The sequence below is a fragment of the Fictibacillus terranigra genome (genome assembly GCF_030412265.1).
GTDB classification, from domain to species: domain Bacteria; phylum Bacillota; class Bacilli; order Bacillales; family Fictibacillaceae; genus Fictibacillus_C; species Fictibacillus_C terrinigri.
On the sequence record NZ_JAUHLN010000002.1, the window covers coordinates 1,251,261 to 1,275,887 of the forward strand.

The 24,627-nt window shown below is 43.6% G+C and carries 26 protein-coding genes and 1 pseudogene; 7 read left to right on the forward strand and 20 right to left on the reverse strand.

The annotated features are described in order from the left end of the window. Positions 1–16: 16 nt before the first annotated feature. The 5 genes from QYF49_RS14375 to QYF49_RS14395 form a co-directional block, all read right to left on the reverse strand. Positions 17–1,204 (reverse strand): M24 family metallopeptidase, encoded by a 1,188-nt coding sequence (locus tag QYF49_RS14375; RefSeq protein ID WP_290400252.1) that lies wholly within the window; start codon positions 1,202–1,204, stop codon positions 17–19. Positions 1,205–1,760: 556 nt separating this feature from the next. Continuing rightward, positions 1,761–3,452 (reverse strand): PucR family transcriptional regulator, encoded by a 1,692-nt coding sequence (locus tag QYF49_RS14380; protein WP_290400253.1) that lies wholly within the window; start codon positions 3,450–3,452, stop codon positions 1,761–1,763. 143 nt (positions 3,453–3,595) lie between these two features. Next, positions 3,596–4,600, reverse strand: coding sequence for a hydroxyectoine utilization dehydratase EutB (eutB, locus tag QYF49_RS14385; protein WP_290400254.1), 1,005 nt, complete (start codon positions 4,598–4,600; stop codon positions 3,596–3,598). A 151-nt stretch (positions 4,601–4,751) separates the two neighbouring features. Beyond that, positions 4,752–7,664 carry a type I pullulanase gene (gene pulA / locus QYF49_RS14390; protein WP_290400255.1) on the reverse strand — a complete coding sequence of 971 codons (2,913 nt, stop codon included), beginning with the start codon at positions 7,662–7,664 and terminating at the stop codon, positions 4,752–4,754. Positions 7,665–7,796: 132 nt separating this feature from the next. Further along, entirely contained in the window at positions 7,797–8,552 is a 756-nt protein-coding gene (locus tag QYF49_RS14395; protein ID WP_290400256.1) for a DUF2161 domain-containing phosphodiesterase, read from the reverse strand. 207 nt (positions 8,553–8,759) lie between these two features. Here QYF49_RS14395 and QYF49_RS14400 point away from each other — a divergent pair, with 207 nt between their 5' ends. From QYF49_RS14400 to QYF49_RS14410, 3 genes are all read left to right on the forward strand, one after another. Further along, on the forward strand, positions 8,760–10,163 hold the full coding sequence (locus QYF49_RS14400) for a hypothetical protein (protein WP_290400257.1): 1,404 nt from the start codon (positions 8,760–8,762) through the stop codon (positions 10,161–10,163). Positions 10,164–10,293: 130 nt separating this feature from the next. Further along, positions 10,294–11,055 (forward strand): SurA N-terminal domain-containing protein, encoded by a 762-nt coding sequence (locus tag QYF49_RS14405; RefSeq protein ID WP_290400258.1) that lies wholly within the window; start codon positions 10,294–10,296, stop codon positions 11,053–11,055. Positions 11,056–11,202: 147 nt separating this feature from the next. Further along, a complete protein-coding gene (locus QYF49_RS14410) occupies positions 11,203–11,658 on the forward strand; it encodes a cupredoxin domain-containing protein (protein ID WP_354005841.1) in 456 nt (151 codons plus the stop codon). 341 nt (positions 11,659–11,999) lie between these two features. Here QYF49_RS14410 and QYF49_RS14415 read toward each other — a convergent pair whose 3' ends face one another. The 5 genes and pseudogenes from QYF49_RS14415 to QYF49_RS14430 form a co-directional block, all read right to left on the reverse strand. After that, a complete protein-coding gene (locus QYF49_RS14415) occupies positions 12,000–13,250 on the reverse strand; it encodes a helix-turn-helix domain-containing protein (protein WP_290400260.1) in 1,251 nt (416 codons plus the stop codon). A gap of 187 nt (positions 13,251–13,437) precedes the next feature. Continuing rightward, complete coding sequence (locus QYF49_RS14420; RefSeq protein WP_290400261.1) at positions 13,438–13,620, reverse strand: aspartyl-phosphate phosphatase Spo0E family protein; 183 nt, start codon at positions 13,618–13,620, stop codon at positions 13,438–13,440. A gap of 198 nt (positions 13,621–13,818) precedes the next feature. Beyond that, positions 13,819–14,025 carry a hypothetical protein gene (locus QYF49_RS14425; RefSeq protein ID WP_290400262.1) on the reverse strand — a complete coding sequence of 69 codons (207 nt, stop codon included), beginning with the start codon at positions 14,023–14,025 and terminating at the stop codon, positions 13,819–13,821. Then, the gene (locus QYF49_RS26105; protein WP_486599197.1) at positions 13,997–14,113 is read right to left on the reverse strand and encodes a mannosyltransferase YkcB-related protein; all 117 of its coding nucleotides are present in this window, start codon (positions 14,111–14,113) and stop codon (positions 13,997–13,999) included. Before QYF49_RS26105 ends, QYF49_RS14425 begins: the two co-directional genes overlap by 29 nt. Then, positions 14,099–14,547: pseudogene (locus QYF49_RS14430) on the reverse strand (glycosyltransferase family 2 protein); the annotation flags it as partial. The gene QYF49_RS26105 and the pseudogene QYF49_RS14430, both read right to left, overlap by 15 nt. Positions 14,548–14,881: 334 nt before the next feature. On the opposite strand from QYF49_RS14430, the gene modA reads away from it, so the two are divergent. Further along, entirely contained in the window at positions 14,882–15,679 is a 798-nt protein-coding gene (gene modA / locus QYF49_RS14435; protein ID WP_290400263.1) for a molybdate ABC transporter substrate-binding protein, read from the forward strand. A 71-nt stretch (positions 15,680–15,750) separates the two neighbouring features. Next, complete coding sequence (locus QYF49_RS25795; RefSeq protein WP_354005828.1) at positions 15,751–16,086, forward strand: hypothetical protein; 336 nt, start codon at positions 15,751–15,753, stop codon at positions 16,084–16,086. A 58-nt stretch (positions 16,087–16,144) separates the two neighbouring features. Here the strand turns inward: QYF49_RS25795 and wrbA are convergent, their stop codons facing one another. From wrbA to ybaK, 9 genes are all read right to left on the reverse strand, one after another. After that, positions 16,145–16,756 carry an NAD(P)H:quinone oxidoreductase gene (gene wrbA, locus QYF49_RS14445; protein WP_290400264.1) on the reverse strand — a complete coding sequence of 204 codons (612 nt, stop codon included), beginning with the start codon at positions 16,754–16,756 and terminating at the stop codon, positions 16,145–16,147. A gap of 82 nt (positions 16,757–16,838) precedes the next feature. Continuing rightward, entirely contained in the window at positions 16,839–17,615 is a 777-nt protein-coding gene (gene mreC / locus QYF49_RS14450; RefSeq protein WP_290400265.1) for a rod shape-determining protein MreC, read from the reverse strand. A gap of 253 nt (positions 17,616–17,868) precedes the next feature. After that, positions 17,869–18,723 (reverse strand): dimethylarginine dimethylaminohydrolase family protein, encoded by an 855-nt coding sequence (locus QYF49_RS14455; RefSeq protein WP_290400266.1) that lies wholly within the window; start codon positions 18,721–18,723, stop codon positions 17,869–17,871. A gap of 148 nt (positions 18,724–18,871) precedes the next feature. After that, positions 18,872–19,717: an alpha/beta fold macrolide esterase gene (mle, locus tag QYF49_RS14460; protein WP_290400267.1), complete on the reverse strand. Its 846-nt coding sequence runs from the start codon at positions 19,715–19,717 to the stop codon at positions 18,872–18,874. Between the two features lie 261 nt (positions 19,718–19,978). Next, positions 19,979–20,494, reverse strand: coding sequence for a YbaK/EbsC family protein (locus QYF49_RS14465; protein WP_290400268.1), 516 nt, complete (start codon positions 20,492–20,494; stop codon positions 19,979–19,981). 114 nt (positions 20,495–20,608) lie between these two features. Continuing rightward, positions 20,609–20,821: a hypothetical protein gene (locus QYF49_RS14470; RefSeq protein ID WP_290400269.1), complete on the reverse strand. Its 213-nt coding sequence runs from the start codon at positions 20,819–20,821 to the stop codon at positions 20,609–20,611. 15 nt (positions 20,822–20,836) lie between these two features. Further along, positions 20,837–21,280, reverse strand: a complete 444-nt coding sequence (locus QYF49_RS14475) for a GNAT family N-acetyltransferase (RefSeq protein WP_290400270.1) — start codon at positions 21,278–21,280, stop codon at positions 20,837–20,839. A gap of 480 nt (positions 21,281–21,760) precedes the next feature. Beyond that, complete coding sequence (locus tag QYF49_RS14480) at positions 21,761–22,345, reverse strand: undecaprenyl-diphosphatase (protein WP_290400271.1); 585 nt, start codon at positions 22,343–22,345, stop codon at positions 21,761–21,763. Between the two features lie 159 nt (positions 22,346–22,504). Continuing rightward, positions 22,505–22,981 (reverse strand): Cys-tRNA(Pro) deacylase, encoded by a 477-nt coding sequence (gene ybaK, locus QYF49_RS14485; protein ID WP_290400272.1) that lies wholly within the window; start codon positions 22,979–22,981, stop codon positions 22,505–22,507. Positions 22,982–23,117: 136 nt separating this feature from the next. On the opposite strand from ybaK, the gene QYF49_RS14490 reads away from it, so the two are divergent. Further along, entirely contained in the window at positions 23,118–23,381 is a 264-nt protein-coding gene (locus QYF49_RS14490) for a phosphotransferase (protein ID WP_290400273.1), read from the forward strand. Positions 23,382–23,461: 80 nt separating this feature from the next. On the opposite strand, the gene QYF49_RS14495 is transcribed toward QYF49_RS14490, so the two are convergent. Continuing rightward, positions 23,462–23,827 carry a winged helix-turn-helix transcriptional regulator gene (locus QYF49_RS14495; protein WP_290400274.1) on the reverse strand — a complete coding sequence of 122 codons (366 nt, stop codon included), beginning with the start codon at positions 23,825–23,827 and terminating at the stop codon, positions 23,462–23,464. A gap of 147 nt (positions 23,828–23,974) precedes the next feature. Between QYF49_RS14495 and QYF49_RS14500 the strand changes: the two genes are divergently transcribed. Continuing rightward, positions 23,975–24,610, forward strand: coding sequence for an FMN-dependent NADH-azoreductase (locus tag QYF49_RS14500; RefSeq protein ID WP_290400275.1), 636 nt, complete (start codon positions 23,975–23,977; stop codon positions 24,608–24,610). The last annotated feature ends 17 nt before the right edge of the window (positions 24,611–24,627 follow it).

Consider the following 24,627-nt stretch of genomic DNA (forward strand, 5'->3'; position numbering starts at 1 on the left):
TGTTCTTTCACTCCCTTCATGTTCGTTCCAATACACCGTCCCTGATAACCAGCTGTCTTGGCAGTGAAGCAAAGGTCTCGCAGCCGTTATCTGTCACCCGGAAAGATTCGCTGGCTTCAAATCCGTATTGGTCCAGCCAGATTCCGGGGATCAGGTGGAAGGTCATATTCGGCTGCAGAATGGTTCTGTCTCCCTTTCGGATGCTCGCCGTGTGCTCTCCCCAGTCTGGAGGATAATTTAGTCCCATCGCATAGCCGAGACGAGATTCTTTAACGATGCCGCTTTTATGTATCGTCTTTCTCCACGTCTCTTCAATTTCTTCACAGGCAATTCCCGGCTTGATCATGTCCAGGCATGCGTTCAGTCCTTCAACAACAACATCGGATAGAGCTTTGAGCCCGTCGGATGGCGGCCCGATATTTACTGTTCTCGCCAGCGGCGAATGATACCGTCTGTAGCAGCCTGCCAGTTCCAAAATGACGGAGTCTCCTTTTTTATACCTGTCATCCGTCCAGGTTAAGTGTGGAGTAGACGTTTTTTCTCCTGAAGGCAGAAGGGGCACAATGGCCGGATAGTCACCACCGAAGTTTTCGGTCCCTTTGATCTGGGTATGAAAGATCTCGGCGGCCACATCGCATTCCCTGACGCCTTCACCGATGAGCCCGATTCCTTTCATCATGGCTTTTTCCACAATTTCAGCCGCGCGTTTCATATACGTAATTTCGGCATCTGATTTTACGAGGCGAACCCAGTTCACTAATAAAGTAGCATCCTTAAATGAAGCATTGGGCAGACCCTTCTTTAGCTGTTCATAACATTTTGCCGTAAAATAATAATTGTCCATCTCCACACCGATTGAACGCTTGTCCTGCCCGATCTGCTTTAGGATATCGGCAACAAAATCCATCGGATGCAGCGTGGCCGATTGGACGTAATCATCCGGATAAGGGATCAGGTTCTCATGGTATAGCCATGACGTCGCTTTTGCTCCATTGGCATCCTGGCCGCGGCCGATCCAGATCGGCTGATCTTCGTCATTAATGACGATCAGCATCTGATGGACATAGAACGACCATCCATCATATCCGGACAAATAGTTCATATTGGCCGGGTCAGTAATCAGGAGGACTTCTATCCCTTTCTCTGCCATGCTTTTTTTCGTTTTATAAATTCTTTCCTGATATTCGGTTGTCCCAAATGACATAGGACCTTCCCTCCTGTATTCAATTATTATTAGAATTTTATGAATAATCAATTTATAAATCCAGTATAGAATATCAGTCATCGTTTCATCATCTGCAAAACTGTATGAAGTTTTTGTAAAAGTTTTAGTCAAATTATCAGAATAGCTGGCACAATAAAAAAAGGGCTGTCGAAATTAGACGAGCCCTTAAGGAATGTTAAATGATCTTGGAAAGTAAATACGTCCAGTGTCCGGTGGATCTCTTTTTCTCCATGAACAGTGGACATGCTGTACGATTCATCGGTTTGGTATAAATCCCTTGGGTCAGCAAAGAGAAATCCGATTCTTTTCTCATGGGAAAATTCGATTGTTGAAAATCACGCGTTGAGTCTGATTAATAGCCTGATTGCCTACATTGGAAGGGAAAGGGTGGATGACGCGCAGGAACGTCTGAAAAAACTTGAGCATGTATGGGAAAGGTTCGAGGTCTTTCATAAAAAAATAATAAATAACAAAAAACAAAGACCTTGTACAAGTCTTTGTTTTTTTATTGTTTGGCTGGACTGCCGTTTACTTTTCACAGGATTGAGCTGGCTTCCGGCAATCCCAGCTTCCATGTTTTAATGCTGAGATCCAATAAAAATAAATCATCCGTGTCGATCAAGGAAAGCCCAGTCAGAGTCTCTATTTTACGCAGCCTGTACAACAGGGATTGCCTGTGAAGATTTAGCAGGCGAGCGGTCTGGCTCACATTTCCGTGGCATTCATTGTAGGTGGTGAATGTACCGATAAGATCCATGGTGCGCTGCTGGTCATATTGAATAAGCGGCTCGATGGCTGATACGATGATCTCTTTCATTTCTTTGTTCTGTGCGAGCGTCAACAATACCCGGTCAACCTTTGTGTTCTCATACAGTACCCGGTGTCCTGCTCCCTTCTTATTTCTTCCAATCTGCAGAGCTGTCTTTGCCTGGTCAAATCCTTTTTTAAACCCTGCAACCTCCTCCTGATGAGCACCAATTCCCCATGAAATAATGACATCAGGCAGCAGATTCCTGAGACGCCTCTCAACCAGATCCAAAAAGTGATGCGCCGGGTTCTCATGGCTTGTCATTTCTACAAAGAGGATCAGTTTTTCTCCTTGATAGGTCATCATGACTTCTTTTTTAAGAGATTGGGCCGCATAATTAATTTCTTCCTCAATGTAACGGATCATGCTGTCAAGCCAGTGAGCATACGAATCATAGTGCTGTTTTCTTTTTTTAAACAGCAGTTCCAGGTTCTCAGGATAGCCCGCGATACATATATAAGAGAGCTTGAGATTAAATCCGAGCAATTTTGCTCTGGATTCTGCTTGCTCGCGCGATGAGAACTCTCCCTTTGCCAATTCCTGAACAAAATCACTGCGAAGACGCATCTCTGTTTCTTCTATGGCGTTTTGCCGAGACAGCCAAAGCGCGATCGTAGTAGCTGCATGTTCGAGCACGTTCACCCGGTACTGATTTAAAAAGTCCTCGATCAAATCATTCGGGGGCAGAACAAATAAATATCCTTGTATATCTCCTGAAGCCTTTAGTATTGGCAATTGGACAATGGTCTGACCATCCCTTTCAACGAGATGGAACTTTTGATACATCGGATCCTGTGGCAGAACAGCGTGTTCAGTAGAGATGCAATCTTTAAGATCATAGAATTTCCATCTGTCATCAGGCTCGTACGTCTCAGACCTGTCCTGGACGACTCCAGCTCTGTCCGTAATAACGAGAGGACAGCCAATATGTTTTTGAATAAAACCGGATATTTCATTAAGACTTGTTTCCTTTAAAATCAATTGAAGGAGTTCCTGCTGAACTCTTTCAGACTTTTCCCGGTCTTTATACTGCATGTCATTGAGTGCGTGAAGTACATCTTCAATGATTGTAGAAAAACGGATTTCCCATGGAATTTCAATAATGATAAAATTATGCTTTTCCGCCATCTGTATCACTTCTTTGGGAACATCATATATGTACCGCCCCAAAGCAATAATAAGTGCTGAAGCTTTCGATTGAATGATATCCTCAACGAATTTTTTGAATAACAATACATCATGGCCGCACCCAATGGCTGTGCTCAGGACCACTTCATTTTTGCGGACAAAATTTTCTACAGGCATCTCAATAACAGAAATCCATTGAACATAACGCTCATTCAGGATATGGCCGCCCATTCGTACCCGGGCATTTTTCATGATCTCAAAGTTTAGTATATCTCCTACTGACAACCTCATATGAACCCTCCTGACCGCAAGATATTTCTGATTAAATTATACATATTGTTAAATATAGCACACCATCATATTGGAGGTTTTTCCTATATTTTTTATCACAAAACGAAATCATCCTCTATATCTTGCGGAAAAGTGGAGAATTTTCAAGATGGTGAGTAGGAAGTAAGTACGTGCTGTATGACAGAAAGATCAACATTATGGCCTGTGATAATGACAGCAATGGCTCCTTCCTGATCTTCTATTTTATTTCCTAATAATGCCGCGATCCCAGTACCGGCCGCTCCCTCCATGATCATTCGATGATGATCCATCATAAAGGCCATGCTGTATGCGATCTCTTCTTCAGGAATTAATAAAACCTGGTCCATATACCTTTTCACCATTTCAAATGTATATTGATTGTCCAGCCCTATACCTCCAAGCAAGCTGTCTGCAAGAGTATCCTTTTCTGGTAAACTTATGGGTTTTCCGGCTCTAAGGCTTTCGTACATTACAGCGGATTCTTCCATGGAGACCCCCGTTACCCGAATGCTCCTGTCATTTGACTTTAGAGCCATACCGATGCCGGATAGCAGCCCCCCTCCGGAAAGCGGCACGATCACATCTGATAAGGATGGTATATCCTCCAGCAATTCCAAACCGATGGTACCCTGTCCAGCGATAATATACGGATCATCGAATGGCTCAATCACGGTCAGCCCCTGCTCTTTTACTAATGCAAAGCATCTTTCGCCGGCCTCATCCTGGCTTTCTCCACAAAACTCAATGGCCGCCCCCAATCTCTTGAGCGAATCGACTTTTGCTTTCGGCACCCGGTTGGATATACAGACAGTAGCCTCAATGCCCAGCTTTTTCGCTACAAAGGCTACAGCCATTCCATGATTTCCAGTAGAATACGTTGTAATCCCTCTCTTTTTTTCTTCTTCACTTAAACTTAAAATTTTGTTCGCTGCCCCCCGGACTTTAAATGCTCCAGTATCATGAACGGTCTCCAGTTTAAGATAAACCGGCCGTCCTGTTCTTTCAGAAAGAACAAAGGATTCGACTGCAGGTGTTTTTTTAATAAGGGAACCGATTCTTTTTCTAGCTTCCAATATGTCTCGTATCGTTACTTCAGCTTGCCGGCTTGACGTTAAATTGTTATTCATATTTGTACCCTCCTCCGGTGTCAATCCTACTTCGCATTATATAGTAAGAATATTCTGTAATCTACTATTAAAAGTGACTAGTGAACGAATGCAGTTTTCATACAAAATGACATTAAAAAAGCCGCCGGGTACTCCTCCGGCAGCTTATAGATTATTTCCCTTCTAGGACGACAGCACTCAATGCAGGTACACTTATTTTATTACCGAGCAAAACACCTAGTGATTTGTTTCCGGCATTTTCGCCGTTTACAAGTACCTTCCAAGGGCCTGCTGCCGGGAGAGAAATCGTTTGAGCGTCAACATTGGCGTTATACACGACAACCAGATCCTTGGCTCTGTCTTTGTTCGCATGGCCTTTAAGTTCATAGGCGACAGTATTCTTTGGAGCCGGCAGGAAGGATAAATGGCGCCGGATATCCTGTGCCGTTCTCATACGAAAAGCCGGATGGCTCTTGCGAAGCCTGATCAAGCCTTTCATGTAATTGACTTCCTTGCCGAAGTCGGCACGGCGCTGCCAGTCGAGCTGGTTCACTGAATCAGGGGACTGATAGCTGTTATGATCGCCGCCTTTCGTTCTCATGAACTCCTGTCCGGCATGAAGGAACGTAACGCCCTGTGAAGTCAATATGATGGAAGACGCCAGTTCGTGCATCTTTTTACGTGCCTCGATGGAGCTGTCAGGATTGGTCAGCTGCAGTTTGTCCCATAAGGTGTGGTTATCATGCGCTTCCACATACGTGATCACTTGCTGCGGATCCTTATAACTCGCCATGGTGCTTGGGTAATCGATGCCTGCTTTAACGCCTTCCTTAATGGTATCCCCGGTACTTGGTTTGCCGTTCACAAATCCTTTATCTGTATCATTGAACACACTGCCTTTAAGCCCGTCACGGATATTGTCATTGAAATGCGCAATCCCTGGCATTTTTCCGGCATTCTTCTGGTTGGCTTTGGCTGCTGGATCAATCGGTGTGTTGAGGTCCCACCCTTCACCAAGCACGATCATCGAAGGATCGATTTTGTTTAATGCTTTTCTGACTTCGTTCATCGTTTCAACGTCATGGATCCCCATCAAGTCAAAGCGAAAGCCATCCAGATTGTATTCTTTCGCCCAATAGCTCACTGAATCTACGATGAATTTGCGCATCATCTTCCGTTCTGAAGCTGTATCGTTTCCTACACCAGTACCGTTCGCCAACGTTCCGTCTTCGTTGTAGCGGAAATAGTAACCCGGTACAAGCTTCTGGAAGTTGGACTCCCCGGCGGAAAACATATGGTTATAGACGACGTCCATGATCACGCGGAGATTGTTATGGTGCAGCGTGTTCACCATCTGCTTCATCTCTCTGATCCTGACGGCGGGCATGTAAGGATCCGTAGAATAGGAACCTTCTGGTGCATTATAGTTCTTCGGATCATAGCCCCAGTTGAATTGCGGTATATCGAGTTTCGTTTCATCGACTGAGTTGTAGTCAAAGACCGGCAGCAGCTGAACATGCGTAACCCCGAGGTCTTTAATATGGTCTAGTCCGGTCTTTACCCCTTTTGGACCTCTTGTTTTTTCTTCAGCAACCCCCAGGAATTTTCCTTTATGCTCGATGCCGCTCTTCGGATGCATGGAGAGGTCTCTGACATGCAGCTCGTAGATGATCGCATCTTCAGGAGTGAGGGCTTTCATTCGTTTGCGAAAATGCCTCGGATCCGTTTTATCCAAATCGATCACTGTCCCCTTGTTTCCGTTAACAGTAACGGCACGGGCATAGGGATCCACCGCTTCATTCCACTGGTCGCCGATCTTCACTTTGTACGTATAGATCAATCCCTCTTGATTTCCTTTTAGTGCAGTCACCCAGGTCCCGCGCTCAGACTTCTTCATCGGCAGCTCGGTGCCATTTTCGCCATGCCAGGTTTTATACTTAACCAGCCTAGCTTCACTGGCGGTTGGCGCCCAAAGCCTGAAACTCGTTTCTTTTTTCGAATACGTGTTTCCTAGATCATTTCCGCTGTAAAAAAACTGCTGATCAAACTCTGGTGTTCGGACGACTTTACCTGTCTGTACAACAGCCTCTCCGAAATCGTCCTTAGCTATCTTGTAAACTTTTGTGAGATCCAGATTCCTTGCCGTAATGACCTTCACCTTGTTTGTAAACTCACCGGCTTTGCTGTCAAAAGGAACCACTTCTTTTATGTCCGCTCCTCCTGAAAGTGATAAGCCGTGATTCTTAACATCTAACGGAAAGTTCGTTTCAAAAGTAATTTCGTTAAACCCGTCGATGCTTGCTCTTACAATCGTCGGTGCACGGTCGACCAAATCCTTGTCATAGTAAATACGCTCCTGCCCTTGTGCGATCCATATTTCAGCAGAACCGTCTTCTTTAAAGTTCGTCACATAACGGTCTCCGAATTCTTTGTCGGCCCACTCGTTTCCAGGAAAGCTTTTCCTTACGATCAAACCGATTTTGTGAACGTCCTTTAAGTTTTTCATCTGAATGTTGGCTACTTTTCCGAAATCATCTTCATCAGTGAATGGAACGGATTTTCCTTCAGCGTTCTCCGGCCAGGTCCATAAGTTCCAGCCTTCATATTGGTCGTCATAGCGAAAGTAGTGAACCTTCACATCGATATTTTCATAGGAAGGCAGATCACGGTACTCTCCATCCGGCGGCTCTGTATAGGTGTTTCCATCCCCGGCCTTTACCCAGACTTCCCCTTCTCCGGCCGCAATATCGATAAAACGATCCCCGCCATCCTTTTCCCAGCTGTCAGTTCTAACGATAAAGCCGACTTTCTTATAGGCACCGCTAAGTTCGATTTCAGCTACTTTTCCAAACTTGTCCTCTCCGGTAAACGGATAGGCTTTTCCTTCTCCTCCTTCAGGGAAGACCCATAGATTCCAATCCTTCGTATTGTCCTTTGCTGCTTGATAGTGTATGGTGACTTTCGTTTTTCCACCTGCTGCCGTCTCCGCAAACGATTGCACAGAATGGAAAGAAAAAAGCCCGCCGATCACCAATGCAATCATTGAGAGTAACGCCGTAAACCGTTTGAGCGATGCCGACTTCATTCCTTATCCTCCCTTAAATATAGAAAATGAGATTTCAACCATAACTTTACCATGATAAAGGAGCGAATGAAAGCGTTTGCATTAACTTGTTTCATAGATAGGAAAAAAGGCTGATTCCTGAATAAAAACGGATTAGGGGCTAGCCTCATCCGTTTCGGATGCTGCGTTTTTCAGCAACTCGCGGTAATAATTCACTTGATCAGGAAACAGAGTGATCTCTTTCTTCCCTGTTTCGCTGACCGCATACAGCCCCCTGGCAATTTTCTCGTACCATCCGTAATAATTTTTGTTCAGGATCGGCAGCGTTTTTTCGCCTGTCCCCAGCTTCCTCAGTGCTCTTGGGGATAACGGTCCGAACTGTTCCAGCAGGAAGGCAATCTGAATACAATTTTCTTTGTAGGCGGTCATGAGCTTCGTTTTGCTGCTGCCTCCAACGTTGTAGTCACCGTTTCTTCCTTTGATTTCTTCCAATAGCTTTACTCTTTTTTTCTTATAGCCCTGCTTGCTTTTTACCCGATCAAAAGCACCAGGTGAAAGAACGGGCTCCACAACCGGGCCGCTCTTTGGAAACGAAACGAGGAGCAGGCCGAGCTCCAGCCTTCTGATCAGGTGAAGGATATCCTGCCACTTTTTTGATCTCCTGTTATACTTCGGCTTCGGAATGGCGATATAGACGAGATCAGTCAGCCTCTGCCTATTCACGGCCTGAACAAGAAGATCAACATTCAGATTAAGCTTCAATTCTACAAGGATCAGCTCCTCTTCCTTTACCACAGCGATGTCACAGTGGTTGACCTCACCATACACTTCAAACCCTTTTTCCATAAAAAAATCCCTGACTGGTTCATACAAGTCTGTTTCGTAACGTTTCTCACTCTTGTTCTTCATGAAAACCCTCTGCCTGTCTATTAGTTACCTTTAATGCTAACACAAAAAAGGGTGCAGTGCGGATCAAGTGCCTTGCTAAGGAATAGCTGGGGCTTTTGTCACATGAAATCTTCTCACCACTTCTCCAACTAAACATATTCTGTAATTACCATCACCATGGGCATATGCCCCTTAAAGGAATATGGAACGATGAAGGGAGAGAAGAGAATGGGCGTTGAACTTGCAGCGCTTCATTGGATTTATGTCGTGTTCATCTTTTTAATTATTGGCTTTATGGTATTAAGACGGGATACGACTCTGGTCTGTATCATTGGAATCTTCTTAATTGCCATAACTGCTACTGGCTCGTTAAGCGCTTCAGTCAGCAGCATCTTCAACAGCTTTGTCTATGCCATTACCGAGCTGCTCTCAACCATCCTGGTCATCTCCATTATCGTAGCGATGAGCAAGACGCTGACGGCTACCGGCATCAATGATGTGATGATCTCACCGTTTTCAAAGCTGATACGGACTCCGGCTCTCGCTTACTGGACCATCGGCATTCTCATGATGGTCATCTCCTGGTTTTTCTGGCCATCTCCTGCCGTTGCTTTAATGGGAGCGGTTCTACTGCCGGTTGCCATCCGAGCAGGTTTGCCGGCGCTTGGCGTAGCGATGGCGATGAACCTGTTTGGCCATGGTATTGCCCTTTCAGGCGATTATGTCATCCAGGCTGCTCCTAAACTGACTGCGGATGCGGCGGGACTCCCGGTCAGCCAGGTTATTCAAGCGAGCATCCCGCTCGTGGCTGTGATGGGAGTGGTAACAACCCTAACCGCTTTCTACTTTTTAAAACGGGATTTAAAATCCGGGAGATTAACCGCAACGACTGGATTGTCTTCAGTCGCAGAGCCGAAGGAACGGCTCCAAAGTCAAAGCAACCTTCTTTCTGACGGCCAAAAACGCTTATTTGCTCTGCTGATTCCTCTGTTGTTTGCTCTGGATGTTGCAGCCATGTATATCCTTCATCTTCAAGGTGGTGATGCAACCGCACTGATCGGCGGCACTTCGGTGTTCATTCTCTTGCTCATCACGATGGCGAGCCACAAGAACGAAGGATTGGAAAAAACCACAAGCTATCTGATTGAAGGTTTCCAGTTCGGTTTTAAAGTGTTTGGCCCTGTAATTCCAATCGCGGCCTTCTTTTACCTGGGAGATGCCGGCTTTACAAAAATCATTGGTGATGTTCTCCCAAAAGGTTCTCATGGAATCGTCAATGACTTAGGTGTCGCGCTTGCTTCAGTCGTGCCCCTAAGCAATGAGGTCGGCGCTGTTACCTTAACGGTTGTGGGGTCCATCACCGGACTCGACGGCTCAGGTTTTTCAGGCATTTCACTGGCCGGTTCGATTGCTGCTTTATTCGCGCACTCGATCGGTGCAGGAGCCGCAACACTTACCGCCTTGGGGCAGATTTCGGCCATCTGGGTAGGAGGCGGCACGTTAATCCCGTGGGCACTGATTCCTGCTGCAGCCATCTGCGGTGTTGATCCTTTTGAACTGGCAAGGCGTAATCTTTTGCCGGTTGTCATCGGTCTCGCAGTTACCACCATTGTCGCTATGTTTATCATCTGATCAGTAAGGGAGATACTTACAGTATAACGCTGTGAGATCTTCTTTTTTTCTGGCTCCCCCCCTATCATTTCACTTTTTGTCTCATATCCGTTATAATGCGCACCAAGGATGTTTTGAAAGGAGTGGAATGATGAAAAAAATCATTTCGATATTAATGGTGTGTTTATTGGCCGTGGCATTAACGGCTTGTGGATCAAATGATAAAGAGAAAAAGGCTTCGGACAACGATAAAACGAAAACGTCCGAAGCTCAGAAAAAGCAAGAAGAACAGATGAAGGAAATGCAAAAAAAGCTTGAAGCACAAAAAGTGGCCAATGGTAAGGTGGTCGCGACAGTAAATAATGACAAGATCATCGGCAAAGATTACAACCAGGCGCTTTCTTCCTCTCAAATGCAGATGCAGCAGATGGGACAAGACCCTTCTTCAAAAGAAGCATCAAAACAGATCAAGAGCCAGACTATTGAAAGCTTGATCGGGCAATCACTGATCATGCAGGATGCGAAGAAGAAAGGCTATAAAGCATCTTCAGCTGAGGTGAACAAAGAGCTCGAAAAAACGAAGAAGCAATATAAAGGCGAGAAGAACTTTAACAAAGCCTTAAAGCAGGCGAAGCTAACGGAATCTGAATTAAAAGATCAGATCACAGATGGCATTACTTCTCAAAAATATATCGATAAAGAAGTGCCTGCCGATACAGTGACAGACAAAGAGATTCAGGATTACTATAACCAGTACGCGAAACAAGGTACAGGCAAAGGACAGAAGCCTCCAAAACTGGAAGAAGTAAAGCCCCAAATCAAGCAGCAGCTTGAACAGCAAAAAAAGCAGGAGAAATTGATGAGCCACGTTAAAGAGCTTAAGAAAAATGCAAAGATTGATATTAAAATCTAACGATGATTTGGAGGGATGACATTATGTCATCCCTCTTTGTTGCGGATTCGGCTGATCGATTTCTTTTCAGAAGCGCTTCATTCTTTCTAAAAAAGTAACAACTTATCCCTCTTCCATTCATATAGTTGAAAAGACAAGCTCATGGAGGTGGGATACTTGAAAATACTATATGTTCCAAAAAAGTGGATACTGGCCATTATCCTATTCATTTGTCTCGGGATGGGAACGTGGTATGTGGTTAAACCGGAAGCGGTAGAGACGGCGGGTTCACCAGCTGCTTCAAAACGGCTGGTCATCAACATGGTTACTGGAGAATTTAAGTCCCAACTCGAAAATGGCAAAGAAATTGAGGCTTACAGGTGGGATCCAGGGACGATTCATATCCCGTATGATCAGCCAGTGACCTTAAGCATTTATGGCGTGAACGGCAAAGAGCATCCGTTTTTTATTGAAGGAACAGATGTGAAAGGAACGGTAGTGAAAGGAAAAGAAACCGTGCTGCATCTGCGGTTTAAAAAACAAGGCATCTACCGATTAATCTGCAAAACTCATTCGGATATCTCACACAACGGACCAATGATCGCCTATCTTGTCGTGGATTGAACAAGATGAAAAAAGCATGCTGATGTCTCCATCAGAATGCTTTTTTCATTAGGACTTCCTTTTTCTTTCCTTGCAGATCAAATCGATCGATCACGTTCTCCCTGCCCCTTCCAAAAAACCCAATAAAGCTAGCCGGAGGATCGGTCGCCAGAGTGAATCGAGATCCGTCAAGATACAAGCGGTATTCCTTTATCGTTGTCCTCGTGTTTTTTGGAAACATGAAGCTTGCATGATCGTTGTTTTCGCAAATACCTTTTTTGGAGAAATATTGTCAATAGAAAAACTGACCGGTTCTGAGTTGGACGGAGCCTGATTTGGTGTAGTCGGGTTATCTTTTTATTCTATAAAGACTCTTTGTACAACTGATTAAGTTTTGCATAGTAATGATTGGCATGTTTATAAGAAAACTTGTTGGAATAGTAGATAGCCAGTTCCTCATACATTTCAATCAGATGTAAACGGTCCTGTATTTTTTCTAAGTATGGAATAGCCTTTTCTTCTATAAATTGCTGATATTCTTCGGTTTGTTCCAGATCATGCAATTTGTAATCCATTGTTTTTAGTCGAATAAAGCTAGGAGTATTAATTTCTTCCCCTGTAACTTTTAAGCCTTTTCTAATCCACTGTTTGGCTTCTCTTAGTTGTCTTTTCATGTAGTAGCTATAAGCAATCAGGCAGATGGTTAACGCCGTGTTTATCCCCCTCTTCTTTCGGAGGCTTTCTTTTAATACAGATATTGCCTCGTCATATTGTTCAGCCTGATAATAGGAATGTCCCATGTTGTGAAGGATGTTTGGCAGCATCGCTTTTAATGTGGGGTTAAAAGTTGCTGCATTTAAAGCGACGAGGTAGTGGGATTTGGCCGCTTCAAAATCCTTCAATCGGCTATAGGCAATACCCAGTGTAATATGGCAATCCAGGCCTTTAGAATAATTGGCTTCTGCATTGAATGCTTCCAGTGCTGTTTTTGCGTAATAGAGAGCTTGAGAAAAATAACCCAACCTGCTGCTGATACTGGCTATTTGGTAAATTAAATCCGGTTCTAAAATGTTGAGCTTGCTTGCTAATAAGTAAGCTTTTTTATAAAAATGTAGTGCTGTTTTGTAATTATCCGTTAAATATTCATAAAGGGCTCTGAACTGAAAAATATAAAACTCCATCTCAGTGGTATACATTTTTTTCATTTCAGTCAGCTTTTCGAGCTGTTCTTTTGCCTTATCCAAGTCCTCTATATACATAAAGTAGCGTGCTGAAAAAATTTGAAAAAGATTGACTAGACCAAGATCATTCAATTGGTTTACTTCGGTCTGAAGCTCTTCAAACTTCCTGTGTGCATCGTCTGCATTTCTGTACTTTATATCCTGATACCAGTCATAGATTTCTTTTTTAAGATGATTGACGACCTCTTCACTGACAATAGAGGTTTGGATGTCTAACCGTTCACACAACAACTGTAATATTTCAGGGCTAGCCGTTATGCTGTTGTTTTCTATCTTACTTAAGTATGAAACAGAACAGATTCCTTCACAGGCAGCTTTTTGGGTTAAGCCTTTTTTAATTCTGTAAAAATAGATTTTTTTGCCGTCAATCACGTGCTGCCTCCCCCTCACATCATTAAAGACAGAAAATATTTCTTTGTAAAAATTCTACCATATGTTTACCAATACACATATATGCTAGTGAGAGTTTAGTACATAAGAAGGTATAGTGCAGGAAACAGGGGTAGGATAAGAGAAATAAAAAATCGGATGAGGAAGGAATACAATCAGGGGCAAATCACTAAATCTTTTTCAAGGGATGTATAGAAAGCAGTTTCTGATAACAGTTTAACAGTTCATTCAGTTCATTTCCCCGGCTGACGGTCTCCTCGTTATGAAAACCTTTCTCCATCGCTGAATGAATTACTTCTGTTCTCTTATTCTCTATTAACTTTAGTAATTCCCTATTTAACGCTGGACTCATGCCGTTCACTCCTGATTGAATAAGATATTTCTAACCCCCATCATAAATCAAAAAATAATCCAATAGTAGTAAAGACCGGCTTTCACAGGTTGAGAAATTTTATAAAAAACGAGCCGTTCTCTAGGTCATTTGGCGGGAAGTTTCTCAACCTCCTGCCGAAAAAGCAAAAACAGCGGCTCTTTGGAGGAGCCGCTGAGTTTATCCTTTGTATACATATAGAGCTTGGTCTTGAACAGATCCAGAGCGAAGAGTATTCTTTTCTTTGTTCGAGTTCCATTCACTCGACGGCACTTGATCACAATTTTTCTTGATCCAATCCGTCAACTTTTGGCTTCCGCGACCCATCGCCCCTGTCTGCCGGAAACCAAGAAATATTTCACTTCGCCTGCTTTGGCCAATTTTCACTGCCCGAAAAACCTCCCATTGCCATAACGGCATGCTTTGTATTTAAGATGATGGGAGCGACTGACAGTGAGCTTTCCGTATTTGTCATCCGTCGCAACGTCCGATAGAACAGGGCAGCTGTCCGTTTCTTAAAAAACGTTTCCCCTTTCCTTGCCGTCCTCTCGGCATATACGACATCAAAGCCCTCTCTCCATTTATTGATCATGGCAGGGATCAATTCTGGAGGATCCTGCAGATCAGCATCAATAATGATGACCGCATCTCCTCTCGCATGATCCATACCAGCCGAGATAGCGACCTGATGGCCAAAATTCCGGGAGAATTCCATCGGCTTTACCCGGTGATCCTCTTGTCTGATCTTCAGCAATTGTTCTGAGGTCGTGTCTTGGCTTCCGTCATTCACAAAGAGAAACTCATAATCGCTTCCTGTTGAATCCATGACCGTTTTCAGCCGGTGGTACGTTGTTCAATAACCTCCTCTTCGTTGAATGCCGGGATCACGACCGATAACATGCCGTTCATTGTTTCCATACTTCCTCTCATCCTCTCTGTCCGAAGCAACATTACAGCCACTTTAAAAGGAGAAGTTTAACTCTTCCTTAAGATAAAAGAAAAAACCAGATTCCTATGAACAGAATCTCGTTTCTCTTATTTTTCATTGATGATGTGCACGGTAAGATGCAGATCATAGACCTACAGCCGGCTTAACTGGGATTTAAAATCCGAAGAAGAAAGGTCTAGTTTTAATTTTCATTCGATTTTTGAAAAGCGAGGTCGTATTGTTCCTGAACCACCGAAAGTTATAATCAGTTATACTAAGAAAGAATTGAAAATTGTAAATCGGAGTGATCTTACCATGAAAAAAACAGTTGGTCTGCTTCTTCTTCTCTTTTTGTTCACGACAATTACGGCTTGTACAGGCCAATCGGACAAGGATGAGGCTTCCAAACAAAAACAAACCGTCAACTTAACGATTTCAGCTGCAGCCAGCCTTAAGGATGCCCTTACAGACCTGCAGCATACATACGAGAAAAAGCATCCATTCGTTAAGCTTCATTTCAATTTTGGCGCTTCGGGTACATTGCAGCAGCAAATCTCACAAGGGGCACCTGTCGATCTGTTCTTTTCTGCAGCCCAGGACAAGTTTCAGGCTCTTGTGAAGGATGGCAGTATTGAAAGAAAAGAGGGGGCAAATGTAGTAGGAAACGATTTAGTTCTGATTGTTCCAAAAGAATCTGAATCCAGTATAAAGACATTCAATGATTTAAAGAACAGCTCTGTTAAAAAGATCTCGATCGGGACTCCTGAAGCCGTGCCCGCCGGCCAATATGCACTGGAAACTTTTAAAAACATGAAGGTATGGGGAAAAGCGAAACCAAAGCTCGTCTATGCAAAGGATGTACGTCAAGTCCTTTCCTATGTGGAAACGGGAAATGTTGATGCCGGAGTCGTTTATCGAACGGATGCTCTGGTTTCGAAAAAAGTGAGCATTGCAGCATCAGCCGATTCAGCCTCTCACAGTCCGATCGTTTATCCATTAGGAGTTATTAAGGATTCGAAACAAAAAGCAGAGGCAAAAAAACTGTACACATTTCTTAAGAGTGAGTCGTCCGTAAAGACACTTGAAAAATACGGATTTAAAAAGATCCATTAAGAAAAGCATTCATAAATAACAAGTCCTTTCCATACACATAGATAGTATGCCTCAGAACAGGAGGTGAAGAATTGCATGTTAAAGTGATTAACCGCAAAATTGCTGTTCATGAACTCGACATTATGGGGGTCAGTATTTCCTCCATCCTATTGATCGGTGATGCAGAATCGATCTCATCCGGTTCAGCCTTTGATACTCCTCCTACCTCACTCGTTGTCGGTCCTTTGTTGACACCGATTCAAGGTACACTTCAAAAGAAACCGCCCACTCCTGAAACTCCCGCACAAGCTGGAGCCGGTCCCGCTGTACCATTGACCCCTGCCCAAGCTGCCGGCCCGTCAACTACAAGCGGTGCAGCACCTAGTGCACAAGCGCTCTCTTCTGGCGGAGGAGCAGCCCCGACATAAGGAAAAACGTAAAGCCGATTCTCTCCCATAGAGAATCGGCTATTTTTTTTGTTATTTTTTATTGATTCCCTTTTTTGACCCAATCCGCAACCGTCACTGTCCGTTTCGCCTGATGAATGACGGCGTCCTTCACATCTTCCTTCATGTTTCCGTTTTGGTCTACCGTAACACTGGTTCCATATGGATTTCCGCCTGCGCCGTATAACACGGGATCCGTATATCCCGGTGTCGCTACGATCGCACCCCAATGGTACATCGTCGTATAAAGAGAAAGGATTGTAGCTTCCTGTCCGCCATGAGGGTTTTGAGCAGATGTCATGGCACTGGCCACTTTATTCACCAATTTTCCGTTAAACCATAGACCACCTGTCGTATCAAGAAATTGTTTAACTTGTGCAGGCACATTCCCAAAACGGGTAGGGATGCTGAATATGAACGCATCTGCCCATTCTAAATCATTCAGAGATACTTCCGGAACGTCCCTCGTCTCTTCTGCATGCGTCTTCCATGCGGCATTGGATTCAATCGCCTCAGGCGGAGCAAGTTCCGGCACCTTTAAAATTCGCACTTCTGCACCTGCTTCTTTTCCGCCTTCCGCAGCCCAATTCGCCAGCTTGTAGTTGGTTCCCGTAGAACTGTAATAGATGACCGCCAGTTTGACATTTGACATGCTTCCCATCTCCTTCATTAATAAAGTACATACCACTAAAATAGCCTATTGGGGGTACTTTAAAACGTTTAGAAAAAAGAGATTATTGATGTGCCGTCGATCTGAGAACGACGACCTGATTGATGTCATAAAAATCGGCAGATGGTTTAATGTAGGCAATGTTTGTAAGTCCGTAGGGATCCGGTTTGACCTTCACGATGGTTCCGATATCCAGGTTAGGAGGCAGAATTTCGCCCAGTCCTGACGTAACGACCTTCTCGCCCTTTTTAATGTTTTTATTTAAAATATCTCGTACCATTAAGTATTTATTGCTTGAGTCATACCCGTTCAGGATACCGTTGACGTTCTTTTTTCCTTTGATGGAAGCAGAGATGCGGTACCTTTTGTCTTTGCTGCTGAGCAGCTTAACTTCGGAGCAGGTGGGTTTTACGTCGGTTATTTTTCCGATCAATCCGTCCTTCGTAATCACCGCCATATTGTTTTGAACTTTGTCCTGGCTTCCTTTATCGATCACAACGGTTTCATACCAGCTGGATGTGTCTGAATTTCTGTACATCACGCTCGCTTGAAGCGGATCGTACTGTTCCACTTCTTTTGTTTTGTCCACAACCGCTTGAAGATTTTTGTTTTCTTTTTCAAGCTCCACCTTTTGTACAGAAAGAGATTCCTGTTCCTGCAGCTTTGATTTTAGTACTTTATTTTCATTTTCGATGGAAGACATATCTTTCACATTATCGATGACATTAAGAATGGGTTGTTTTCCAGGAATTTTAATGCCTGTAAAGTAATAGAGCAGTAAAACGGCTAACACAGCCGAAAAAAATATCAAGAGCAGAAATTTAAAACTAAGAAATCTCATGAATGAAAATTCACCTTTCATGTTATGGTTTCAATCATAGCAAAAGGCAGCATTAATTTCTGTTCTGCTGCCGCATGCACGTCCATTTATTTCATCAATACTCCTACCGCATATTAACATAGATTGATAGCCAACAGATCAAACAATACTACCATTTTATCGTGATTTGTCAAATTCGGTGTGAATATTTGGTGCCAGGCACCTCCATTACACAAGTGTGTAAATGGGGGGCTTGGCACCAAACCGTACCATCTCATTTTCTTAATATGGGCATTGTGCAGCAGCGGAAAGAACCGCCGGATTTGATGATTTCGGACAAGTCGACTTCAATCACTTCGTATCCTCTTTTTCGAAGGTTGTTGTTCACCTGAGGATTTACGGGCAGGCTGAACACTTTTTTATTCCCAATGGAGAGTACGTTTGTGCCTAATGAGAACTGTTCTTCCTTGCTCACTTCGATCAAATCGTACCTTTTCGCCAAGAAATCCAATTCCTTTTTACGAAAAGCAGATGGAAACACAAGCGCCTGAGTCGGAGATAGTATGTTGAGCACACAATCAAGATGTAGATATTTTGGATTAAACGGCAAGGAAACCACTTCATGTTCTGGTATCATTCCTCTTAAAGATTGTATGGATGAATGAGCGGTCCTGCTGCTTACACCTACATAAATAGTACGTTTATCAACAAGTACGTCACCGCCCTCTATCTTTCCTCCATTGATTTCTCGAAGGCGTGCGTTTTTATTCTTCAGCCAGTTTTTTAATACAATTTCTTCTCCTCGTCTGATCTTGCTTCCCATTGAAGAGACAAAAATAGTGGAATCCAGCGTAAAACCAATATCCCGGGTAAATACCTGTTCTGGAAATTCCTGACGCGGGGGGAGTTCAATCACCTCGACTTCATGGGCACGCAAAGTACGGACGAAGTTCCGGTGCTGTTTGGCAGCCAGTCTCTTATTAATATTTTGATCTGCATAATGACGCTGTGTTTCATTAATTACTTCAGAGATATGCATGTATTTTGGTTCACATACAATCACGCGGGCGAGTGAATCATACTCGCTCCTGCATGATACTGTTTCCGTTCGTTTAAGTGCGATGGACATTCTGTACCCCCGATATAAGAGATTTAATATGACATTTCCCTTTATGGGCTTGAAATTAAACAGAATTCTTTAAATGAATGACAACCGCACAAACAAGCAGCCGGCGATAAACTCGCTTTGGCTGCTTGCTTCTAATCTCGTATACCTTCTATTTTTTCGAACTCAGCTTTACTACTGAGTCTATAATTTTACCCCAGTCTTCACTATGGATCTCATGCCCCGCTCCTTCAAGTGTCACCAATTCAGCATAGGGAATGGATTTTGCGAGAGCCAAACCATGCTCATACGGCAGAGCAGGGTCCTCTGTACCATGAATGATGACCGTTGGCACCCTGATTTCTCCCATCCTATCAAAGTACTCCCCGCCGCCCTGAAGCATAGCGTGATTGAATCGGCTCGGTAGTTGTTTCGCCCGGTTCACTTCCCGTTCTGCCAGCTTGTTCATACGTTTCTGCTCAAAAGGCTTAATTCCCGCTAACGTTTTCCAGCCATCGGCAAGATAGGTGATAACGGACTGACGATCTGACCAATCGACAGAAGCGCTATTCGTATGATAGTCCAGAATACGCTGATCCATCGGCGGCAGCTTCTCCTGCTCCGTTCCAAATACACTTGAAGCAATCGCTGTAAGGGTAAGAACGCGTTCAGGAAATCGTAAAGCCAGAATCTGGCCGATCATTCCCCCAAGGGACATTCCTACGATATGAGCTTTCTGAATCGAGTAAGCATCAAGGACACCCATCGCATCATCTGCCAGATCTGTAATCGTATAATTGGAGGTCCCTGGTTCATAAACCGTCGATCGTCCCACATCTCTATGATCGTATCGTATGACGAACTTTCCTTGATCAGCAAGCCGTTGACAAATTTCATCGTCCCACCAGTCCAATGACGCCATCGCTCCCATAATGAGAAGCACAGGCGGATTTTCAGGATTACCAAAGCTCTCTGAACAAATTTCCACATTGTTTATCCCCAATATCTGTTCTCTCATGTTTTCGTTACCTCCGTAAAATTTATTATCTATTCGCCGTCGGTTACCATGGCGCAGATCAATAAACGCTTCCCGGAGTATTGGCCTGCACCTTGAATTATCGAATACGAACCCACTTGATAATCATGACGAGGCCTCCTTTACACTGTCTTTTTAAGGGCAACCGGCCCAGCTTTTATTGTAACATGGTTTTCCTGAATTTTACTTGAATCCTTTTCCCTATCTAACCTCTTGCTGGCCTCATTTTTCTTCGATCATTTATTATTGATTGCTATTTATCGTTTTTTTCTCAACACTTGCCTCTGCCTCCCAGCCTTTGCAAACATCAATCCAGCCCTTGGCATTGGAATATTCGTAGATCTCATCAATTGTCAGTTGAATCGCTGAGTTTGAACTGCCGCATGCCGGGAAAAGGGTTTGAAACCTTTTCATCGATTCGTCCAGATAAACAGCAATCTCGTTTTTTAAACCAAAAGGACAGACACCGCCTACCGCATGCCCAGTCTGCTCAAGCACCTCTTCAGGTGAAAGCATTTTCGCTTTAAAACCGAACTGCTGGCGGAATTTCTTGTTATCGATCTTAGCGTCCCCTGCTGCTGTGATCAGCATAGCGGTTCCATCTTCTCCTTTGAATGATAGCGTCTTGGCGATCCTGGCAGGGATGACTCCAATCGTATCGGCAGCCTGTTGGACGGTTGCACTTGATGCATCGAATTCCATCACATCTTTTTCACGGTTCCATTGCTTTAAATGAGCTTTAACGCTTTCAATCGACATTTCCATCATCCTTCCATGCTGATATAAGATAGAATATAACACTTTTTTCAGGAAACAAAAAGGAACCTCCTGTCCGGGAAGCTCCTGAGATAATATCGATATCTTCATTCTTCATCATATCGTTAAATTCACTGGCACGTGTTGCGGCGTCTGCTGACTTTGCCTTTCGCTGCGTCCAAGTCGTTTACCGCTAATGAGATGAAACCCTTCAGCCTCCACTTGCCGGATGGATTGTTTTAAATGGTCATGAAGTTCAGGCTGTACACCGGATGAAGGAGCGGTAACCCCGATGGAAGACTCATTTGGTAAAAGCGGATATGTGATCATAAACGAATCCTCCTTTTAAAGCGCTCTCGTCATGACGAACCGGTTCTCGTTCACTCTGTAACCATTTTTCTCGTAAAACAATTTTGCCAGACCTTGCTTAGCCGTTAATAAATAAAGACTTGGAATCTCTCTTCGTTTCAATTCTTCTTCAAACCGCTTCAGCATTTTAGAGCCATACCCCTTCCCTTGAATGTTGTTATTCACACAGAGCTCAGCAATATAGAACGTTAATCCGCTATACGTCCTTTTGCTGTTTCCAGCAATAAATCCAATAAGCTGGCTGTTTTCATAAAATACAAATCCGAGAAACTTTGGTGTATTCATCAAATCAGCTAATCTCTCTTTTGCTGTTTCTTCGGTCCAGCTCTCATTCCACGGACTGCGGTTAAATACATCCTGATACAGCTCAACACAAGCATCCAAGTGCTCTTCCTCCATAAAAATCATTTGTTCAGACACAGGCACTCCTCCTTTCTTTTCAAGGACTATAAAAACTTAAGTAATCAGCAGCATGCCCCACCTTCCGGATCTATAAGACTCTGTCCCATCTTCCAAAATTCCATGCTTAACTCTTAAATCCATTCTAATGGAACAGGTACAATTTAGTAACAAAAAAGCAGCTAGTTGCTGCTTGGAAAAAAGATGAATGATATTGAGTCATTTATTATGTATTAGCCACTAGTTAACTGGATGTAAGGAGAATTTTAGCCTTTTCTGCCTTGTGCGGGCAAAGAAGGCGATTGAACGGCCTTCTTTCACCTGCAGAATGATTATGCTACATTTTTTTGTTCAAAATACAGATTTTTGTTCAAAATGTTCACAAAATCTGTTTGATGTCCAAAAACCCGCCATTTATGTTCAAACCGTTTATACGCAACATCTTACGACGGGATTCGACCCAATCATTCCTAAAAGAAGTAGACCTCTAAGCCTATATGATCAAAAGTTCTCCACTCTCTCCTTCGTATCGCTTTTTGCATAACGCTTCATTAATGGTTTGGCAAATGGCAGCAATGGGATGATTTTATAGACAACCATTGACGAGATCATACCTATCAAAGCACCTGCCGCTACATCGATCGGATAATGTACACCGACCCAAACACGGGAAAAAGCCACACAAAGTGCGAGAAGAAGCCATATTACACCTTCTTTCCTTCTAAAGAGCCAAATCGATGTACATATTGAAAAAAAGATGATGGTATGATCACTTGGGAAAGAATTATCGATTACGTGTTCGACCAGTTGATGCACATTCGTCAGCTCTGCAAAAGGCTGATGATGAGAATAGGCCAAACCTGCAAATTTTCCTAGAATCTCCGCAATTCCACAGCTCATAATAGCAAAAACAATCATCAGCCGGTTCCGGTTGGAGCGGGTGAGACAGTACCCGATGACAAGGATTCCCAATGCATAGGGCATATACTCCGCTAGAAACACCATGACAGGGTTTGCTTCTGAAAAACGGTCCGCCAGTTCATTGATACTTCGGAAGGTTTCATTATTAAATTGTGTAAGTGACATTCTTTGTCCCCCTTTTACTGATTCATCCTTTTTCCTCTATTTTTATTTTATGACGGAACACAGCCGCCTAACTATGGATGGACCTTACACTTACTTACAAAGCTGTAAGGTTACCATAAAAAAAACAGAACCCTTATTTTGGTTCTGCTTTTTCATTGATTACTTCGTGATCGCTGCATATTTCGCCTTGGTCACATTTTCTAAATCCCGCGGCGACAGTTCAATTTGCACCCCGATTTTTCCGCCGCTAACGATGATGGTTTCTAATGACTGTGCTGACTCTTCAATGATTGTCGCCAGCTGTTTTTTCATGCCTACGGGCGAGCAGCCGCCGCGAATATAGCCTGTGACGGCCAGTAATTCTTTGACAGCAATCATCTCCACTTTCTTTTCGTTGACCGCCTTAGCTGCTTTTTTCAGGTCAAGCTCGGCTTCAACCGGTATGACAAAGACATAATGTTCCTTGCCAGCGCCTTGTGCAACAAGTGTCTTGTATACGATTCCAGGTTCCCTGCCAATTTTATGAGCTACAGATACTCCGTCAATCTTGCCGTCCTCTGTATTGTAATTCATATTCTCATACGCGATGTTTTCTTTATCCAAAATTCTCATCGCGTTCGTTTTGTTCTTTTTCATATTCTTCTCCTTATTTCCTGTCTCTCCCCCATTATATAGTACTGCTTAGGTTTGCCCCTTGTTTTTTATTCGCTTGCAACAAGGAAAAAGATAACTCTTTTTAAAGGACGTAAAAAATCTGCAGCTTTATGAACAGGTGGATGAACTGGAGCATTGGGTTCAAGATGCAGAGCAACAGGATACCGCTCGACACCCAGTTCTTGTGCATGGTGATCTCCATATCCGCAACATAACAGTGGATGACCAAGGTAAGATTTCAGGAATCATCGACTGGAGGGATGATCGTCTACAGTTTTCTTCCTCCCGAAGGCCGGGAGCCTTTCTTTCAAGAGGAACTCACACGTTTCAAGGCGCTCTATACGACTGTTCTCCTTATGCTTTATGGACATGGGCATCTTGACGCAGAATTAATAAAAGCCGCCAGTCACAGCTTGGACCTGTTACGCTTGTGACTGGCGGCTTTTATTCTTATTATCCCAATTAATTCGCTTCTCCATCAAGTGAAGCGCCTTGTTCATTTTTTAGTTTCATATGCTCAACATGGGCAGCGCCCCAATGGTGCATAGCATCCATCACCGGCCCTAAACTTTTGCCATATTCCGTAATGGAGTACTCCACTTTCGGCGGGATTTGGGGGTAGACCACCCGCTGTACAATATCCTGCTCTTCTAATTCACGCAGGTGAAGCGTCAGCATTCGTTGAGTGATATCGGGCATGAGTCTTCTTAATTCGTTAAATCTTAAAATATCACCGGAAAGCAAGTGCTGTATGATAATCGGCTTCCATTTACCAACGATCATGTCCAATGCGACAACGACCTGACATTGTTCTGGATTTTTTTTCATGAAACGGCTCCTCCATTTTTACAGTACCTTTTTTTATACTATACCACATGAATGTGCCTACTTCACAAATCTGTGCCTATGCTTAATAATTGCTTATGCAGGTAATTTACAATAACTGCTCTATATCAAACAAAAGGTGGAATACAAATGGCAAAAGTATTATACATTACTGCCCACCCGCATAATGAAAGTCAATCTTTCAGTATGGCTGCAGGTAAGGCATTTATCGACACTTATAAAGAAGTGAATGCCGGCGATGAAGTGGTGCATATCGATCTTTATAAAGAAAATATTCCTCATATTGATGCTGATGTATTCAGCGGCTGGGGAAAACTTCAAAGCGGTAAAGGATTTGAAGAACTGTCGGCTGACGAGAAAGCAAAAGTCCAGCGTCTTGGTGAACTGAGCGAACAGTTCGTTGAGGCGGACAAATATGTTTTCGTTACACCTTTGTGGAACTTCTCATTCCCGCCAGTGATGAAAGCTTATCTTGATTCAGTTGCTGTTGCAGGTAAAGCTTTCAAATATACTGAAAATGGGCCAGTGGGTCTTTTGACGGACAAAAAAGCTCTTCATATTCAAGCTCGCGGCGGTATTTACTCTGAGGGTCCTGCTGCAGAATTTGAAATGGGGCACCGTTATTTGAATGTAATGATGAACTTCTTCGGCGTTCCTTCATTGGAAGGCGTATTTATTGAAGGACATGCTGCCATGCCTGATAAAGCGCAAGAAATTAAAGAAAACGGAATTGTGCGTGCTAAGGATGCTGCACATACATTTTAAGCTTATAGAGAAACAAG

What these genes read in the sequence shown, in the direction of transcription:
- QYF49_RS14455 (WP_290400266.1), bottom strand. Translation starts at nt 18,723, where the DNA reads ATGTCCATCGCACTTAAACGAACGGAAACAGTATCATGCAGGAGCGAG.
- QYF49_RS14380 (WP_290400253.1), bottom strand. Translation starts at nt 3,452, where the DNA reads ATGAGGTTGTCAGTAGGAGATATACTAAACTTTGAGATCATGAAAAAT.
- mle (WP_290400267.1), bottom strand. Translation starts at nt 19,717, where the DNA reads ATGAGAGAACAGATATTGGGGATAAACAATGTGGAAATTTGTTCAGAG.
- QYF49_RS14420 (WP_290400261.1), bottom strand. Translation starts at nt 13,620, where the DNA reads ATGAGTCCAGCGTTAAATAGGGAATTACTAAAGTTAATAGAGAATAAG.
- QYF49_RS14470 (WP_290400269.1), bottom strand. Translation starts at nt 20,821, where the DNA reads ATGATCACATATCCGCTTTTACCAAATGAGTCTTCCATCGGGGTTACC.
- wrbA (WP_290400264.1), bottom strand. Translation starts at nt 16,756, where the DNA reads ATGTCAAATGTCAAACTGGCGGTCATCTATTACAGTTCTACGGGAACC.
- QYF49_RS14495 (WP_290400274.1), bottom strand. Translation starts at nt 23,827, where the DNA reads ATGAAAAAAAATCCAGAACAATGTCAGGTCGTTGTCGCATTGGACATG.
- QYF49_RS14375 (WP_290400252.1), bottom strand. Translation starts at nt 1,204, where the DNA reads ATGTCATTTGGGACAACCGAATATCAGGAAAGAATTTATAAAACGAAA.
- QYF49_RS14500 (WP_290400275.1), top strand. Translation starts at nt 23,975, where the DNA reads ATGGCAAAAGTATTATACATTACTGCCCACCCGCATAATGAAAGTCAA.
- pulA (WP_290400255.1), bottom strand. Translation starts at nt 7,664, where the DNA reads ATGAAGTCGGCATCGCTCAAACGGTTTACGGCGTTACTCTCAATGATT.
- QYF49_RS14465 (WP_290400268.1), bottom strand. Translation starts at nt 20,494, where the DNA reads ATGTCGATTGAAAGCGTTAAAGCTCATTTAAAGCAATGGAACCGTGAA.
- QYF49_RS14400 (WP_290400257.1), top strand. Translation starts at nt 8,760, where the DNA reads ATGGGCGTTGAACTTGCAGCGCTTCATTGGATTTATGTCGTGTTCATC.
- QYF49_RS14405 (WP_290400258.1), top strand. Translation starts at nt 10,294, where the DNA reads ATGAAAAAAATCATTTCGATATTAATGGTGTGTTTATTGGCCGTGGCA.
- QYF49_RS14395 (WP_290400256.1), bottom strand. Translation starts at nt 8,552, where the DNA reads ATGAAGAACAAGAGTGAGAAACGTTACGAAACAGACTTGTATGAACCA.
- modA (WP_290400263.1), top strand. Translation starts at nt 14,882, where the DNA reads ATGAAAAAAACAGTTGGTCTGCTTCTTCTTCTCTTTTTGTTCACGACA.
- ybaK (WP_290400272.1), bottom strand. Translation starts at nt 22,981, where the DNA reads ATGAAAAAGAACAAAACGAACGCGATGAGAATTTTGGATAAAGAAAAC.
- QYF49_RS14480 (WP_290400271.1), bottom strand. Translation starts at nt 22,345, where the DNA reads ATGTCACTTACACAATTTAATAATGAAACCTTCCGAAGTATCAATGAA.
- mreC (WP_290400265.1), bottom strand. Translation starts at nt 17,615, where the DNA reads ATGAGATTTCTTAGTTTTAAATTTCTGCTCTTGATATTTTTTTCGGCT.
- eutB (WP_290400254.1), bottom strand. Translation starts at nt 4,600, where the DNA reads ATGAATAACAATTTAACGTCAAGCCGGCAAGCTGAAGTAACGATACGA.
- QYF49_RS26105 (WP_486599197.1), bottom strand. Translation starts at nt 14,113, where the DNA reads ATGACAAATACGGAAAGCTCACTGTCAGTCGCTCCCATCATCTTAAAT.